Origin of the sequence: Streptomyces sp. Inha503 (assembly GCF_047215865.1) — a bacterium.
Lineage (GTDB): Bacteria > Actinomycetota > Actinomycetes > Streptomycetales > Streptomycetaceae > Streptomyces > Streptomyces lycopersici.
On record NZ_CP178360.1, the window covers coordinates 9581059 to 9597551 of the forward strand.

At 72.6% G+C, this 16493-nt stretch carries 14 protein-coding genes and 1 riboswitch; of the genes, 11 read left to right on the plus strand and 3 right to left on the minus strand.

What is annotated here, in order from left to right; translation table 11 throughout:
- Positions 1 to 78: 78 nt before the first annotated feature.
- A complete protein-coding gene (locus ACJX2R_RS40715; protein ID WP_413104157.1) occupies positions 79 to 1311 on the minus strand; it encodes an MFS transporter in 1233 nt (410 codons plus the stop codon).
- A 206-nt stretch (positions 1312 to 1517) separates the two neighbouring features.
- Here ACJX2R_RS40715 and ACJX2R_RS40720 point away from each other — a divergent pair, with 206 nt between their 5' ends.
- The 11 genes from ACJX2R_RS40720 (at position 1518) to ACJX2R_RS40770 (ending at position 13248) form a co-directional block, all read left to right on the plus strand.
- The gene (locus ACJX2R_RS40720) at positions 1518 to 2744 is read left to right on the plus strand and encodes an ROK family transcriptional regulator (protein ID WP_413104158.1); all 1227 of its coding nucleotides are present in this window, start codon (positions 1518 to 1520) and stop codon (positions 2742 to 2744) included.
- A 140-nt stretch (positions 2745 to 2884) separates the two neighbouring features.
- Positions 2885 to 4189 carry an alginate lyase family protein gene (locus ACJX2R_RS40725; RefSeq protein ID WP_413104159.1) on the plus strand — a complete coding sequence of 435 codons (1305 nt, stop codon included), beginning with the start codon at positions 2885 to 2887 and terminating at the stop codon, positions 4187 to 4189.
- Between the two features lie 565 nt (positions 4190 to 4754).
- A riboswitch (FMN riboswitch) is annotated at positions 4755 to 4885 on the plus strand.
- Positions 4886 to 5040: 155 nt separating this feature from the next.
- Positions 5041 to 6162 (plus strand): bifunctional diaminohydroxyphosphoribosylaminopyrimidine deaminase/5-amino-6-(5-phosphoribosylamino)uracil reductase RibD, encoded by a 1122-nt coding sequence (ribD, locus tag ACJX2R_RS40730; protein ID WP_413104160.1) that lies wholly within the window; start codon positions 5041 to 5043, stop codon positions 6160 to 6162.
- Position 6163: 1 nt separating this feature from the next.
- Complete coding sequence (locus ACJX2R_RS40735; protein WP_413104161.1) at positions 6164 to 6796, plus strand: riboflavin synthase; 633 nt, start codon at positions 6164 to 6166, stop codon at positions 6794 to 6796.
- A complete protein-coding gene (locus ACJX2R_RS40740; RefSeq protein WP_413104162.1) occupies positions 6793 to 8124 on the plus strand; it encodes a bifunctional 3,4-dihydroxy-2-butanone-4-phosphate synthase/GTP cyclohydrolase II in 1332 nt (443 codons plus the stop codon). Before ACJX2R_RS40735 ends, ACJX2R_RS40740 begins: the two co-directional genes overlap by 4 nt.
- Before the next feature lie 66 nt (positions 8125 to 8190).
- On the plus strand, positions 8191 to 8676 hold the full coding sequence (ribH, locus tag ACJX2R_RS40745) for a 6,7-dimethyl-8-ribityllumazine synthase (RefSeq protein WP_137980387.1): 486 nt from the start codon (positions 8191 to 8193) through the stop codon (positions 8674 to 8676).
- A gap of 36 nt (positions 8677 to 8712) precedes the next feature.
- Positions 8713 to 8985: a phosphoribosyl-ATP diphosphatase gene (locus ACJX2R_RS40750; RefSeq protein WP_044568481.1), complete on the plus strand. Its 273-nt coding sequence runs from the start codon at positions 8713 to 8715 to the stop codon at positions 8983 to 8985.
- Positions 8986 to 9092: 107 nt separating this feature from the next.
- Complete coding sequence (hisG, locus tag ACJX2R_RS40755; protein WP_137980388.1) at positions 9093 to 9941, plus strand: ATP phosphoribosyltransferase; 849 nt, start codon at positions 9093 to 9095, stop codon at positions 9939 to 9941.
- Positions 9942 to 9998: 57 nt separating this feature from the next.
- Positions 9999 to 10454 (plus strand): PH domain-containing protein, encoded by a 456-nt coding sequence (locus ACJX2R_RS40760; RefSeq protein ID WP_413104163.1) that lies wholly within the window; start codon positions 9999 to 10001, stop codon positions 10452 to 10454.
- Between the two features lie 320 nt (positions 10455 to 10774).
- Positions 10775 to 12145: a hemolysin family protein gene (locus ACJX2R_RS40765; RefSeq protein ID WP_413106070.1), complete on the plus strand. Its 1371-nt coding sequence runs from the start codon at positions 10775 to 10777 to the stop codon at positions 12143 to 12145.
- Positions 12142 to 13248, plus strand: a complete 1107-nt coding sequence (locus tag ACJX2R_RS40770; RefSeq protein WP_262700996.1) for a hemolysin family protein — start codon at positions 12142 to 12144, stop codon at positions 13246 to 13248. Before ACJX2R_RS40765 ends, ACJX2R_RS40770 begins: the two co-directional genes overlap by 4 nt.
- A gap of 232 nt (positions 13249 to 13480) precedes the next feature.
- Here ACJX2R_RS40770 and ACJX2R_RS40775 read toward each other — a convergent pair whose 3' ends face one another.
- Both ACJX2R_RS40775 and ACJX2R_RS40780 read right to left on the minus strand, forming a co-directional pair.
- Positions 13481 to 15370 carry an AAA family ATPase gene (locus ACJX2R_RS40775; RefSeq protein ID WP_413104164.1) on the minus strand — a complete coding sequence of 630 codons (1890 nt, stop codon included), beginning with the start codon at positions 15368 to 15370 and terminating at the stop codon, positions 13481 to 13483.
- Positions 15371 to 15769: 399 nt separating this feature from the next.
- Positions 15770 to 16399, minus strand: coding sequence for a uridine kinase (locus ACJX2R_RS40780; RefSeq protein ID WP_413104165.1), 630 nt, complete (start codon positions 16397 to 16399; stop codon positions 15770 to 15772).
- Between the last annotated feature and the right edge of the window lie 94 nt (positions 16400 to 16493).

The window sequence follows — 16493 nt, forward strand, 5'->3', positions numbered from 1 at the left end:
TCGGAACCGACCGACGGCCGTGCGGGAGCCGGACCATGGCGGTGCCGGAGCCGGCGCACCGCCCCGGGCTCGCCCCCGTCAGGGGAGCGTGGCCCGGGACGTCGACGGGTCGGGGTGCGGGGCGGAGCCCGCGGCGTCCGTCCCCGCCCGGGGCCGCAGCACCCCGGCCCCCGCGACCAGCCCCAGCGCCAACGTCGTGACCAGGCAGAACGAGATCGTCAGCGAGGTCAGATCCGCGATCGAGCCCATCGCCGCCGGAGCGATCAGCCCCGAGGTGTAGGTGATCGTGGCGACGCCCGCGATGGCCTGGCTCGGGGCCGGGCCGCTGCGCCCGGCGGCGGCGAAGGCCAGCGGCACCACGACCGCGATGCCGAGGCCGATCAGGCCGAATCCGGCGATGGCGAGGGCGGGTCCGGAGGCGGTGACCACGAGGACGCCCCCGGCGGTGGCGAGGACGCCGCCGGTCCGTACGGTCCGCACCGGTCCGAAGCGGCCCACCACCGCGTCCCCGACGAGCCGGGCGCCGGCCATCGTGCAGGAGAAGGCGGTGGTGCAGGCGGCGGCGAGGCCGGGGGAGGTGTCCAGGACGTCGCGCAGATAGACGGCCGACCAGTCCAGGCTCGCCCCCTCCGCGAAGACCGCGCAGAATCCCACGGCGCCGATGATCAGCGCGGAGCGGGGCGGCAGGGCGAAGCGGGGCGGCGGGTGCTCCTCGGGGGCGCTGCGCAGATCCAGCACCCAGTGGCAGGCCACCGCGCCGAGCACCGTGAGGACCCCGGCGGCGATGGTGAGGTGGAGCCGGGCGTCGGCCTCGGCGTGCGCGGCGACCGTGCCCGCCGCCGAGCCGGTGAGCGCGCCGACGCTCCACATGCCGTGCAGCCCGGACATGATCGAGCGGCCGAGGCGGTTCTCGATCTCCACGCCGAGGGCGTTCATCGCGACGTCGGACATCCCTGCGGTCGCGCCGAAGATGAGCAGCGCACCGCACAGCCAGACCAGTCCGGGCGCGAGCGGGGGCATCACCAGCCAGATGGTCCACAGGGCGAGCAGTCCGCGCAGCGCCGTGCGGGCGCCGAAGCGATGGCTGATCCGCCCGGCCAGGGGCATCGCGACCGAGGCCCCGATGGCGGGGAAGGCGAGCGCGAGGCCGAGTTGACCGGCGCTCAGGTCCAGCCGCTCCTGGACCCAGGGGATACGGGTGGCGAAGTTGCCCGTCACCGCGCCGTGCACGGCGAAGACCGCCGCCACGGCGATCCGCGCCCGCCGTACCGGGCGCATCTCGGACGCCCCGGCCTCCTTGAGCCTGCCCATGCTTGTCGCACCCTCCCCGTAGCGCCGACCCGTGTGCGTACCCGTGTGCCTACCCGTGTTCTTGGTCTGTGCCGTTGTTCTTGGTCTGTGCCGTTGTTCTTGGTCTGTGCCGTTGTTCTTGGTCTGTGCCGTGGCCCACCGGAAACTATCAGGAAGGCTCCCTGATAGATAGAGCTTTTCCGACGGCCTTCTGGAAGGATCCCGGCATGACCTCGACGAGCGTGTCCGTGGCGGGCCGCACCGCCTCTCCGAGTACGGCGCGGGCCATCAACGACCGCCTCGCCCTGCACCTGCTCAAGGACAAGGGGCCGTTGACCGCGGGGGAGCTCAAGTCGCTGACCGGGCTGTCCCGTCCCACCATCGCGGACCTGGTCGAGCGGCTGCGGCAGACCGGTCTCGTGGCGGTCGTGGGGGAGTCGGGGGCGGAGCGCCGGGGGCCCAACGCCCGGGTGTACGGGCTCGTCGCCGACAGCGCGCATGTGGCCGGGGTGGACGTCCGTACGGACGGTGTCGCCGTGTGCGTGGCCGATCTGCTGGGCCGGACCGTGGCGGAGGAGTCGCTTCCGGTGGCCCCGGACGTGGATCCGGCGCATACCGTGGCGGCCGTGGTGGCCCTGGTGGAGCGGGCCGCCGAGCGGGCCGGGGCGGCGCGGCTGCACCACATCGGGATCGGGGTGCCCGGCCTCATCGACCCGGCCACCGGGGAGCTCAACTCAACGGGCGGGCTGCCCTCCTGGCACCGGGAGCTGGCCACCGCGCTGCATGGCGGCCTCGCGGCACCGGTGCTGCTGGAGAACGAGGTCAATCTCGCGGCCGTCGCCGAACAGCGGCTGGGCGCGGCGCGGGACCGCGACACCTTCGTACTGCTGTGGCTCGGCCACGGCATCGGCGCGGCCGTGGTGCTCGACCGGGTGCTGCGGCGCGGTGCGTCCGGCGGCACCGGGGAGATCGGCTTTCTGCCGGTGCCCGGCACCGTAGGGCTGCCCTCCGCCACCGGCTGCGACGGCGGGTTCAACTCCCTGGTGGGCAGTGCGGCGGTCTGTGAACTCGCCCGGCAGCACGGCCTGGAGACCGCTGCGGGCGGTTTCGGTGGGGACGGGGCGGAGGGTTCCGGCGCGGCGGAGGCGGTGATCCGAGCGGCCCTGGCGGCGGGGGAGCGGGGCGAGGCGTTCCTGGACGCGCTGGCGGCCCGTATCGCGCTGGGCGTCGCCGCGATCTGCGCGGTGCTCGACCCGGGGTGCGCGGTGCTCGGCGGCGAGGTCGGCCGGGCCGGGGGCGAGGGGCTCGCCCGGCGGGTGGAGGAGCATGTGGCCCGGCTGTCGCCGCTGCGGACGTGGGTGCGCGCGGGGGTGGTGGGCGGTGGCGGGGTGTTGCGGGGCGCCGTGCTGACGGCGCTGGACGCGACGCAGAACGAGCTGTTCGGCGCCCCGTAGCCCTTCGGCGCGCCGCATCGGTGCCGCATCCGTGGGGTGAGGGCATTCCTGTGCGATCTCTTGTCGTGCCCATGGAGCCGTCTTACCCTGAGCCCGATCTCAATTCTGAATAGCGTTCAGCTATCTGATTGGAGTGCTCGATGGGTGCACCTCCAGCGGGACGCGGGCGGATCGCCCGGGCGATCGTCGCCGCAGCCGCCCTCCTGGCCGTCCTGGCGATCCCCGCCGCCCCCTCCGCGCAGGGCGCCGAGCGCGTCCGGCATTCCGGCCCGGTGCCCCGTACGGTGGTGCTGGATGGGCCCCGACTGTCCCTCACCAAGCTGAAACTCCAGCTCGGGGACCGAAATCTGCGGCGGACCGTACGCGATCTGACCGCCCAGGCCGACCAGTGGATGAAGCAGGGGCCCTGGACGGTCACCGACAAGGACCAGGTGCCGCCCAGCGGCGACAAACACGACTACTTCAGCCAGGCCCCCTACTGGTGGCCCAGCAAGCCCAAGACCCAGGACAACCCGTATGGCTGCCCCTACGTTCAGAAGGATGGCCAACGGAACCCCGACGTGGACAAGATGACGGACCGTCCCGAGGTCGGGAAGGTCTTCGAGTCCGCCTACGAGCTCTCCCTGGCCTGGTACTACACCGGTAAGCGGGCCTACGCCGAACACGCCGCGGACATCCTGCGCACCTGGTTCATCACCCCGGAGACCCGGATGAACCCGAACCTGAACCACGCGCAGTTCATCCCCTGCATGTACGACGGCCGCTCAATCGGGATCATCGACTTCTCCCAGGCCTTCACCAGCCTCCTCGACGCCGCAGCGCTCCTCGACACCGGCGCCCCCGGCTGGTCCGACAGCGACCACGCGGGCTTCCGCACCTGGAACAAGCAGTTCCTGGACTGGCTGGTGAACAGCGACTTCGGCAAGGAGGAGGGCGCCGCCGAGAACAACCACGGCACCTTCTACGACATGCAGGTCGCCGCCATCGCCACCGCCGTGGGCGACCGGGACCGCGCCCGCCAGGTGCTCCGCGACGCCCGCACCAAGCGCATCGACACGCAGATCGCGGCCGACGGCACGCAGCCGCAGGAGCTGGAGCGCACCCGGAGCTTCCACTACTCGACCTTCAACCTGGTCGCGTACACCCGGATGGCCGCCATCGGGAAGCACGTCGGGGTGGACCTGTGGCACTACACCGGGCCCGACGGGGCGAACCTCTTCACGGCGGTCGACGTCCTGCTCCCGGCGGCCACGGGCGCCGCGCCCTGGCCGTACCCGGAGCTCGACTTCCGCGCCTACGCGGCGAGCGACATCGTCCACGCGGCGGCCGACGCGGGTGATCGCAAGGCCCGAGCGGCGCTGCCCAAGCTCCAGACCCCGCCCGGCGGCGACCTGTGGGCCCTGCGGCCGGCGGTGGAACAACTCGACAGCATCGCCCAGGGCTGACCAATCCGGCGGCAAGCCCCCGACCCCGCCACCGCACGGGCGGCAGGGGGGCGTGGCGAGTCGGTGGTCGGTGATCGGTGGTTGCGACGGTGCCGGGTGCGTTTCTCCCCGCCCCGCCCCGACCCTTCCCGAACCGGGGGCAGGCCCCCGGCCCCGGGACCGGGGACGGTCTCCGCGTCGAGGCATCCGGCCGCCGGGGACCGGGTGCCCTGCGAGCGGTACCGGGCCCACCTGCGGGGCGCCGGGGCCTCGGTGGACCTCCACGGTGTGAAGGGCGCCCCGAACGGGGCTCGGGGGCTTGCCCCCGATTCGGGAAGGGGCGGGGTGGGGGATCCGCTCCCGGGTCCGGGCGGGGGAAACCCCTCCCGACCGGGATGGGGAAACCGCTCCGGACCGGAGGGATCCACCCCGACCGGGGTGGGGACCCGGCCCGGACCTGGGTGGGATCCGGTCCGGAGCGGGGGGAGGGGGCTCGCCGGAGGGTGGGTGGGTGAGGGAGGCCACATGGGGGTCGCCTCCCACCTGCGCCGATGGCCATGGCACACTGAGTCCGTACCAGTGACGTCAGCGCACTCCGGGGTCGGTGAAAATCCGAACCGGCGGTTACAGTCCGCGACCCGTCCGCCGCCAGCGGCCGGTTGACCAGGTGAAATTCCTGGACCGACGGTGAAAGTCCGGATGGGAGGCAGTGCGCGGCGGTAGCGACATCACCGGTGCGCCGCCTCGGCGGTCCGCCCTCGGGTACGAGGGATGCGGACCTTCGCCGATCCCGGCGCGCTGGCGGCGGCGTTCCCGCTTCCGTGTCATCTCGACAGCCCCGGAGTCCGTGCCCGAAGAGGCAGGAGGACCCGGTGGCCACCGCAGCCGAAGCCCAAGCGATGCGCCATGCCGTCGCGCTCGCCGCCCGCGGCCTCGGCCACACCAGCCCCAACCCCGTCGTCGGCTGCGTCATCCTCGACGCCGGTGGCCGCGTCGTCGGCGAGGGCTGGCACCAGCGGGCCGGCGGTCCGCACGCCGAGGTCCACGCGCTGCGCGCGGCGGGGGAGCGGGCCCGTGGCGGCACCGCCGTCGTCACCCTCGAACCCTGCGACCACACCGGCCGCACCGGCCCCTGCTCGCAGGCCCTGATCGCCGCCGGGATCGCCCGCGTCCACTACGCCGTCGCCGACCCCACCGCCCAGGCCAAGGGCGGCGCCGCGACCCTGGCAGCCGCCGGGGTCGAGGTCGACGCCGGGCTGCTGGCCGACGAGGCCGAGGCGGTCAACGAGCCCTGGCTGACCGCGATGCGCCGCGGTCGCCCCTTCGTGCTGTGGAAGTTCGCCGCGACCCTGGACGGCCGCAGTGCCGCCGCCGACGGCACCAGCCGCTGGATCACCTCCGCCGAGTCCCGCGCCGATGTGCACCGGCTGCGCGCGGAGGCCGACGCCGTCGTCGTAGGCTCCGGCACCCTGCGCGCCGACGATCCCCACCTGGCCGTACGGAACCGGGAGGGCACCACCCAGCCGCTGCGGGTCGTCGTGGACACGGGCGCCACCATCAAGCCCGGTGCCCGGATCCTGGACGACGCCGCGCCCACGCTGATCGCCGTCGCCGAGGACGCGGGCATCGCGCATCTGCCGCGGCGGCCGGGCGTGGAGACCGTAAGGCTGCCGCGCGCGGAAACCGGCCTCCGGATCCCCGCGCTCCTGGCCGAGCTGCACGGCCGCGGGGTGCGCTCCGTCCTGCTGGAGGGCGGACCCACCCTCGCCGGGGCGTTCCTCGCCGCGGGCGCCGTCGACAAGGTCGTCGGCTATCTCGCCCCCGTCCTGCTCGGCGCCGGCCCCGCCGCCCTCGCCGACGCCGGAATCACCACCATCGCGCAGGCGTTGCGCCTCGAGACGGCCGATGTGACCCGGCTCGGTCCCGATCTGCGCGTCACCGCCGTCCCCATCGCCGTTCCCGCCGCCCCCGCCCCCCTCGCCGAGGAGAACTGAAGTGTTCACCGGAATTGTCGAAGAACTGGGTGAGATCGTCGCCATCGAGCACCTGGGCGACGCGTCCCGCTTCCAGGTACGCGGCCCCGTCGTCACCGAAGGGGCGAAGCACGGCGACTCCATCGCCGTCAACGGCGTCTGTCTCACCGTCGTCGACATCATCGAGGACGCGGAGTCCACCCGGTTCAGCGCCGACGTGATGGCCGAGACCCTGAACCGCTCCAGTCTCGGCGCGCTCGACATCGGCTCCCGGGTCAACCTGGAGCGCCCGATGGCGCTGGGCGGGCGGCTCGGCGGCCACATCGTGCAGGGCCATGTGGACGGCACCGGCGCCATCCTGGACCGCAAGCTCTCCGAGCACTGGGAGATCGTGAAGATCTCGCTGCCCGCCGAACTCGGCCGCTATGTCGTCGAGAAGGGCTCCATCACGGTGGACGGCATCAGCCTCACCGTCGTGGACGCGGGCCCCGACTACTTCACCGTCAGCCTCATCCCGACGACCCTCGCGCTCACCACGCTCGGGGTCAAACAGGCCGGTGACCCGGTCAACCTCGAGGTGGACGTGCTCGCCAAATACGTCGAGCGGCTGCTCGGACGGGACAACGGCACGCAGGACAAGGAGGCCACATCATGAGTGAGGCATACGCGGTGACCGACCCGCAGCCGAGCGGCCCGGCCGCCCCTCTGCGAGCCGCGCACTGGCCCGACGAACTGGCGCTCGACCCCATCGAGCGCGCCATCGCCGACATCGCCGCGGGCCGCCCCGTGGTCGTCGTGGACGACGAGGACCGGGAGAACGAGGGCGACCTCGTCGCCGCCGCCGAGACGATCACCCCCGAGACCGTCGCCTTCATGATGAACGAGTGCCGTGGGCTGATCTGCGCGCCCATGGAGGCCGCCGACCTCGACCGGCTGCGGCTTCCGCAGATGGTCGAGGAGAACACCGAGTCCATGCGGACCGCCTTCACCGTCTCGGTCGACGCCACCGCCGACCACGGCGTCAGCACCGGTATCTCCGCCGCCGACCGGGCCACCACCCTGCGGCTGCTGGCCGACCCGGACACCACCCCCGGCGACCTCGTCCGGCCCGGCCACATCTTCCCGCTGCGCGCCCGCCCCGGCGGGGTGCTCGAGCGCGACGGCCACACCGAGGCCGGGGTCGATCTCGCCCGGCTGGCCGGACTGCGCCCGGCGGCCGTGATCTGCGAGATCGCGGGGGAGGACGGCGCCATGCTGCGCCTGCCCGACCTGGTGGCCTTCGCCCACAAGCACGACCTGGCGATCGTCTCCATCGCCGATCTGATCGCGTACCGCAGGCCCGCCGAGCCGCTTGTGCGGCGCGAGGCCGAGACCCGGCTGCCCACCGCCTTCGGCGACTTCCGGGCGTACGGCTACCGCGCGGCCGACGGCGTCGAGCACATCGCTCTGGTCCAGGGCGATATCCGGGACGGCGAGGACGTGCTGGTCCGCGTCCACTCCGAATGCCTCACCGGCGATGTCTTCCACTCGCTGCGCTGCGACTGTGGCCCCCAACTGCACGCCGCGCTGGAGCGGGTCACCGCCGAGGGCCGGGGCATCGTCCTGTATCTGCGCGGCCATGAGGGGCGCGGGATCGGACTGCTGTCCAAGCTGCGCGCGTACGAGCTCCAGGAGCTGGGCCGGGACACCCTGGACGCCAATCTGGAGCTCGGCCTGCCCGCCGACGCACGGGACTACGCCGCGGGCGCGGAGATCCTCGCCGACCTCGGCGTGCGCTCGCTGCGGCTGATGACCAACAACCCCGAGAAGACCACGGCGCTGGTCCGGCACGGGCTGCGGGTCACCGGCCGGGAGCCGATGCCCGTCCAGGCCGGGGAGCACAACCTCCGCTACCTCCGCACCAAGCGGGACCGGATGGGGCATGACCTGCCCTGGCTGGACGGCGACCGCGCCGAGCCCATATCGGCCTGCGGCAACCAGTAGCCACACGGAACCAGTAGCCGTACCAACGCACATCCACGCACCACCACAGAAACACCGAGGAGAGACGTGAGCGGTAAGGGCGCCCCCGAACTGTCCGTGAAGAACTGCGGGGACCTGCGCGTCGCCGTCATCGCCGCACAGTGGCACGAGAAGGTGATGGACGGGCTGCTCGACGGCGCCCTGCGCGCGCTGGGCGAGCTCGGCATCGACGAGCCCACCGTGCTGCGGGTGCCGGGCAGCTTCGAACTGCCGGTGGTCGCCAAGGTGCTCGCGGGCCGCGGCTATGACGCGATCGTCGCCCTGGGCGTCGTCATCCGCGGCGGCACCCCGCATTTCGACTATGTGTGCCAGGGCGTCACCCAGGGGCTGACCCAGGTCAGCGTGGACACCGGTGTGCCCATCGGCTTCGGCGTGCTGACCTGCGACACCGAGGAGCAGGCCCTGGACCGGGCCGGGCTCGCGGGCTCCAGCGAGGACAAGGGCCACGAGGCGGTCACCGCGGCCGTCGCCACCGCCACCACCCTGCGCTCGGTCGCCGAACCCTGGCGCTGAGGGGCGTCGCACGACCCAAGTAGGATGACGGACACGATGCCCAAGAAGACGTTCGAGGAGCTCTTCGCCGAGCTCCAGCAGAAGGCCGCCACGGCCGACCCCGCCACTTCCCGCACCGCCGAGCTGGTCCACTCCGGTGTGCACGCCATCGGCAAGAAGGTCGTGGAGGAGGCCGCCGAGGTGTGGATGGCCGCCGAGTACGAGAGCGACGAGGCGACCGCCGAGGAGATCTCCCAGCTCCTGTACCACCTTCAGGTGATGATGGTCGCCAAGGGGCTGACCCTCGACGACGTCTACGCCCACCTCTGAACACCCCCGTCAGACACCCGCACCCTCGCTACCGAACCAGCCGAGCCACCGAGCCAGCCGAGCCACCGAGCTACCGAGCTACCGAGCCACCGAAGGAAAGAGCACTCATGCTGCGCATCGCCGTCCCCAACAAGGGTTCACTGTCCGAGCCTGCGTCGGCGATGCTCCATGAGGCGGGCTACCGGCAGCGCAAGGACCGCAAGGAGCTGGTCCTGGTCGACGCGGAGAACGAGGTGGAGTTCTTCTTCCTCCGCCCCCGCGACATCGCCGTCTACGTGGGCTCCGGCCGGCTCGACATCGGCATCACCGGCCGCGATCTGCTGCTGGACTCCGGCTCCCAGGCCGAGGAGATCATGCAGCTCGGCTTCGCCGGGTCCACCTTCCGCTACGCGACCCGTCCCGGCACGGCCAAGGACGTCAGCGAGTTCGGCGGGATGACCGTGGCCACCTCCTTCGCCGGACTGGTCACCAAGCACCTCGCCGACAACGGTGTGGACGCCGCCGTGGTCCACCTCGACGGCGCCGTCGAGACCGCCATCCAGCTCGGTGTCGCCGAGGTCATCGCGGATGTGGTCGAGACCGGCACCACCCTGCGCAACGCCGGGCTGGAGATCATCGGCGAGCCGATCCTGGAGTCCGAGGCGGTCGTCATCCGCCGCACCGGCGACCCCAGCGACGACCCCAAGGTCCAGCAGTTCCTCCGCCGGATGCAGGGCGTCCTGGTGGCCCGGCGCTACGTGATGATGGACTACGACATCCGGGTGGAGCAGGTGGAGCGCGCCGTGGCCCTCACCCCGGGCCTGGAGTCGCCCACCGTCTCCCCGCTGCACCACGAGGGCTGGGTCGCGGTCCGCTCGATGGTCCCAGCCAAGGACGCCCAGCGGATCATGGACGAGCTCTACGACCTGGGGGCGCGGGCCATCCTCACCACCGGCATCCACGCCTGCCGCCTCTGACGGCCCGCCCCGTCCCTGCCCCACGTCCCGTTCCCTCCCATCCGAGAGGCCGACCAGGTGTCCGCCGCCGCGCCCACCCCCGCCCTGCCCGTCACCTTCCGGCCGACCAGGACCCGGGCCGTCCTGATGACCGTCGGTGTCGCCGTCCTGGTCGTCCTCACGGCCGTGGCCCTGCTGCTGGAGCGGCTGGGGCCGGGGGAGCGGGCCAGCTTCATCCTCACCGGACTGCTCTTCTTCGGGGGGCTGATGCTGCTCAGCCGCCCCAAGGTGGTGGCCGAGGAGGGCGGTGTGACGGTGGTCAACCTCACCACCAGGCGCCGGCTGGAGTGGGCGGAGGTGCTCCGGGTCAATCTGCGCCCCGGCGACCCCTGGGTCTATCTGGACCTCGCCGACGGCACCAGCCTGCCCGCGATGGGCATCCAGCCGGGCATCGCCAAGGCGCACGCCATCAACGACGCGCGGGCCCTGCGCGCCCTCGCCGAGCGGCACGGGACGGGCCGTGTCACGGATTGAGCCACCCGGCGGGACCGCCCGGCCCCAGCGGCGTTGAGCAGCCCCTTCACATCCACTTCCGCCCCCTGCCGGGCGAGCCCCACGGACCGGCCGACGAGCGGATCGGCACTCCAACGGCGTGAGGGGCCTGCCCGTCATGCCCCATCCTTGATTACTCTGTTGCCGGGGCCGAACGGTGCCCCGCCCCGCCTCTCCAGCGCGCACGCCCGCGTGCGCCCCTGGCGGGCTCCCCTGCGACCCGAGGAGTGACTCCCTCAGCAGATGGACGGATCGTCCTGTAGTACCTGCGCCGCCGCCGACCACGAGGCGGCGGCATGAGCATCACCCTTTCCCTCCTGCTGCTGTCCGCGGCACTCGTCCTGATCCTCGCCAACGGCTTCTTCGTGGCCGCCGAATTCGGCCTGGTCACCGTCGAGCGGCCGGACGCCGAGCGAGCCGCCGACGAGGGCGACAAGCGCGCCCGTACCGTCGTCGAGGCGCTGCGCGAGCTGTCCTTCCAACTCTCCGGCACCCAGCTCGGCATCACCATCACCTCGCTGATCGTCGGCATGCTGGCCGAGCCCGCGCTGGGCCATCTGCTGACCACGCCGCTGGAGGCGGCCGGACTGCCGCACGGCGCCGTCTCCGGTGTCGCCATCGTGCTCGGCATGCTGCTGGCGTCCGCCATCCAGATGGTCATCGGCGAGCTGGTGCCCAAGAACTGGGCGGTCTCCCGGCCGTTGCAGGTCGCCCGCTTCGTCGCGGGCCCGCAGTACGCCTTCGCCCGCTTCTTCCGGCCCGTGATCGCCCTGCTCAACACCGTGGCCAACCGGCTGGTGCGGGCGCTGGGCGTGGAGCCCACCGAGGAGCTGGCCTCCGCCCGTACCCCCGGTGAGCTGGTCTCGCTCGCCCGCCATTCGGCGCGGGCCGGTGCGCTCGAGCAGGACACGGCCGATCTGTTCGTCCGCACCCTCTCGCTCGGCGAGCTGACCGCCCAGCATGTGATGACCCCGCGGGTGCGGGTCAGCGCGCTGCACTCCACGGCGACCGCCGTGGACGTGCTCAATCTCACCCGGGCCACCGGGCTGTCCCGCTTCCCCGTCTACCGCGACCGGCTGGACGAGGTCATCGGGATGGTGCACCTCAAGGACGCCCTCGCGGTGCCGTCCGACGACCGGCTGCGCACCCCCGTCAGCCGGATCGCCCAGTCCCCGGTGCTGGTCCCCGAGACGCTGCCGGTGCAGCCGTTGCTGGAGCGGCTGCGCAGCGAGCAGCCGATAGCCGTGGTCGTCGACGAGTACGGCGGCACGGCCGGTGTGGTCACCCTGGAGGACATCGTCGAGGAGCTGGTCGGCGAGGTGCGCGACGAGCACGACGACGAGGCCGCGGAGACCCCCGACCTGGTGCAGACCCTCACCGATGACGGCCGCACCGTATGGGACGCCGACGGCGCCTGCCGCGTCGACACCCTGCGCCGGATCGGCCTCGACGCGCCCGACGGGCCGTACGAGACCGTGGCCGGGCTGGTGGCCGATCTGCTGGCGCGGATCCCCGCCCCCGGCGACATCGCCGAGCTGCCCGGCTGGAAGCTGGCCGTCCGGCAGGTCGGCCACCACCGGGCGGAACTGGTGCGCATCGTCCGTACGAAGCCGGGTACGCCCCCCGTTCAGATGGCTGCCCCTGCCGTGGCCGGGAAGGGGAGCGGACGATGAGCCTGGTACAGCTTCTCTTCGCCCTTCTGCTGGTCCTGGCCAACGGCTTCTTCGTGGGCGCCGAGTTCGCCCTGGTCTCGGTGCGCCGCAGCCAGATCGAGCCGCGCGCGGCCGAGGGCTCCGGACGCGCCCGTACGGTGCTCACGGGCCTGGAGAACCTGCCGCAGATGATGGCGGCCGCCCAGTTCGGCATCACCGTCTGCTCGCTGACCCTCGGCGCGGTCGCCGAGCCGACCGTCGCCGAACTGCTGGAGCCGGTCTTCCACGCCGTCCATCTGCCCGAGCAGCTGATCCATCCGCTCGGCTACGCCATCGCGCTCGCCCTGGTGGTCTTCCTCCATCTGGTCATCGGCGAGATGGTGCCGAAGAACCTGGCCATGGCGGCGCCGGACAAGACCGCGCTGTGGCTCGGCCCCGGGCTGGTCGCCTTCGCGCGGCTGTGCCGGCCGGTCACCGCGCTGTTGGGGGCTTGTGCCCGGCTGGTGCTGCGGCTGTTCCGGGTGGAGCCCAAGGACGAGGTCGAGGCCGTCTTCACCAGCGAGCAGCTGACCCATCTGGTCGAGGACTCCCGGCAGGCCGGGCTGCTCGACCCCGGGGAGCAGGAGCGGCTCGCGGACGCCCTGGAGCTGGGCAGCCGCCCGGTCACCGACGTCCTCCTGGACCCGGCGGGCCTGGTCACCGTGGACCCCTCGGTCACCCCCCGGCAGATCGAGGAGCTGACCGTGCGCACCGGCTACTCGCGCTTCCCGGTGCGCGGCCCCGGCGGCGCCTTCATGGGCTATCTGCATGTGAAGGACGTCCTGGAGCTGGAGTTCCCGGAGCGGGCCGTGCCGCAGCGGGTCTGGCATCCGATCGAGACGCTCCGCGCGGAGCTCCCGCTGGACGACGCCCTCACCGCGATGCGCCGGGCCGCCTCCCATCTGGCGGCCGTCGCCGACGCGTCGGGCACGGTGCTGGGGCTGGTGGCCCTGGAGGACGTCCTGGAGAAGCTGGTCGGCGAGGTCCACGATCCGGCGCACCGGGGTGGGGCCCGGGACCGGGTGGCCGAGCCCAGGGGCGCCGAGCCAAGGGGCGCCGAGGAGGAGCGGGCGATGGTCGGCTGACCACGCTGCGGTCACGCCTGCGGCGGGCTTTTCCCCTACCCGCCCCTTCCCACAACCGGGGCTCCGCCCCGGACCCCGCTCCTCAAACGCCGAGGGGCTGATTTCAGCCCGGAGGGGCTGTTTTCAGCCCGTCCGGCGATTGAGGACACGCCCGAAGGGCGTCCGGGGTCCAGGGGCAGAGGCCCATGGTTCGGGAAGGGGCGGGTAGGGGAAGGCCCGCCGCAGGCGCGCGCTACCCCAGGGGCGGGTCCTGGGGATCGCGGTACATCGGCCCGCGACCCGACAGAACCTCCCCGTACGCCTGCATCAGATCCGGCAACCGCAACGTCGCGAGGTCATCGCGGCTCGGAGTGCCACTCCACCCCGACAACCGCAGATCCCGGTAAGCGCAACTCTTCTCGTACAGCGTGCGCAAGAACCGCCCGTTCCCCAGCTCGTCGATCCACCCCTGGTCCACCACATGGCCGCTGATACTGCGCAGCTCCTCCACGGCCTCCTCGTCCCACACATCCCCGTTCTCCGCCGCCAGCACCTCCCCGATCCGGGTGAGCTCCAGCGGCCGGTAGCTGGGGAAGTCGACGCGGGTGGTGAAGCGCGAGCCGAGGCCGGGGTTGGCGGCCAGCAGCCGGTCCATGCCCTCGGGGTAGCCGGCGAGGATCACCACGAGCCGGTCGCGGTTGTCCTCGGCCCGCTTGAGCAGCACCTGAAGCGCCTCGTCGCCGTACGCGTCGCCCTTGCTGTAGCCCGAGTTGGACAGGCTGTACGCCTCGTCGACGAAGAGCACCCCGCCGAGCGCCGAGTCGATCAGCTCATTGGCCTTCACCGCCGTCTGGCCCAGATACTCGCCGACCAGGTCGGCGCGCCCGGCCTCCACCAGATGGTCGCCGCCGAGCAGTCCGAGGGCGTAGAAGACCCGGCCCAGGATGCGGGCCACGGTGGTCTTACCGGTGCCGGAGGGCCCGGAGAAGACGAAGTGCCGCTTGGGCGGCTGGACCGGCAGGCCCTGCCCGGCGCGCAGCCGCGCCATGTGGAGCTGCGCCGAAAGCGCCCGCACCTGCCGCTTGACCGGCTCCAGGCCGACCATGCGCTCCAGCTCCTGGAGCGCACTCTCGAGCAGCACCGGATCGGAGGGGCCGGGCTGGGACGGCAGTCCGGCCCGGTCGCGTGTGCCGCCCGCGCCCATCACGGCGGGGCCCATCAGCGGCGGGCCCTCGGGGCCCTCGGCCGCGGCGCGCGGATCGCGGCCGTCGGCCAGCGTGTCGGCGGGGTCGGTGGCGGTGGCGTCCCGGCCGTCCGTGGCGTCCTGGCCACCGGCCCCGGCCAGCGATACGGCGGCGAGGTCCGCGGGCTCGTCAAGACCGTCGGACTCGGCTATCGCCGCCAGCCGCGCCGAGGTGTCCATGAAGGTGGAGTCGATGCGGTGCACCGCGCGGTAGAGGGGGAGCGCGGCGGCGCTGCGCCCGGTGCCCTCATGGGCGCGGGCGAGCCAGTAGCGCAGCTCCTTGCGCTGGGGCTGTTCGCTGCGACAGCGCATTAAGGCGGCGGCGAGCAGCGGTTCGGCCTGGCTGTACATCTCCAGCCGGACCCGCGCCATCCCGGCGAACAGACCGGCCTCGATGCCCAGGAACGGATCGTCCAGCAGCGGCTCGGTGTGGCGCACCAGCTGCTCCCAGTCCTTGACCAGATAGGCGCGGCAGGCGTGCAGGAAGCGGGCCTGCGGATCGGCCTCCACCGGGGGGCAGCCGGCCAGCGCCCGGTCCAGCTCGGGCACATGGCGGCCGTCGAGCCAGTGGGAGGCGTGCGCGAGCAGCAGGTCCCGGCTGGTCTCCAGCACCGGCTGGACCCACCAGCCCAGCCAGTACCAGGAGTTGAGGGCGCGGCGGTGCCGGGCGCGCTGCTCGCCGAAGCGGTCGCGGTGCCGGTACATCCGCAGCAGCGCCGCCGCCGTGTCGGCCCGCAGCGCGTGCAGTCCGAGCCAGGCGTCGGCCATTCCCGGATCGAGCCGGGTGGCGGCCCGGAACTCCTCCTCGGCCTGTGCGTACGCGCCCATCGTGTAGGCATCGACGGCTCGCAGCCAGGCGAGGTCGGCCGGGGCGTGCGAACCCTGCGTGCCGAAATTCATCACGTCCCCCACAACCGCTGCCCCCGTGGATGCCGCAGGGGCGACTGCCCCTTTCGCATCGTACCTGCGCAACTCGCATGGGCCGAGGGTGCCGCACTGTTGTTCGTCGCAATCACACAAGGCCGGACGGGTGTGCGCGGGGGCGTGTAGGGGGCGCGCAAGGTCTGGGGCGGGTCATCACCCAGAGTGAGGAAGTGGCCGCGCAAAGCAGCGGAAAACCGGCGCCAGACAGGACGAAGCCCCCGATCACGGGGGAACAACCGGGGGCTTCGCGTTGTGGGACGACTCGTACGAGTCGCACATTGAGAACGTAAGACCTGTATGGGCCCCAGGTCAAGCCGAGTTGGGGTGCGCGTCATGCCTCGGGCGGCCGCGTCGGCTCCGGTCGGGGACATCGGCTCACGCTGTGTGAGGCCAGGGGGTGTTTCCGTCGGTAGCCGCGGGTCCCGGTAGCACCTCATACCCCTCCTTCCGCTGCTGTACCAAGGCTCCTGCGTACGGACGGGACGGGTCGGCGGCGAAATGCGCACGCTCGGCGGGCAGCCATCCGTCCCAGAATGCGGACATCCCCGGGCCGTCCCGCAGCTGACCGCGCCGCCAGGAATCCCGCTCGGGCAGATCCATCCACAACAGCTGCGCCAGCCGCGGACGCATCGCGCGGCGACCGCTGCCCACGCCCTCCAGCAGCACCACCGGCGCGGGGTCCAGCCGCCGCCGGATGGTGGCGAAGCGGCGCTCCACCCAGTCGTACGGGGCGTACCGCGCCGCCGAACCCCGGGCGAGCGGGGCGAGGACGTGGGTGTGCAGCCTCTCGGCCCAGCCGAAGAGCTCCTCATGGGTGGCGAAGTCGTCCGTGTGCAGCACGGGGGCGCCGCCGAGCGCTTCGGCCAGCTGCCCGGCGAAGGTGGTCTTCCCGGAGCCCGCGTGGCCGTCCACCGCGACCAGCCGGACCGGCCCGCAGGACGGCGGCAGCGCACACAGGCGCCGCGCCAGCGCGTCCAGGCTGCCAACCGGTCGGTAAGTTCGCATCGGGGACCACCATACGGCCCTTCGGGCTCGTTCACTCCATTGGTTCACACCAATATTGATGGAGCGGGCCCTGGGGGAATCACTGGCCTGAGAC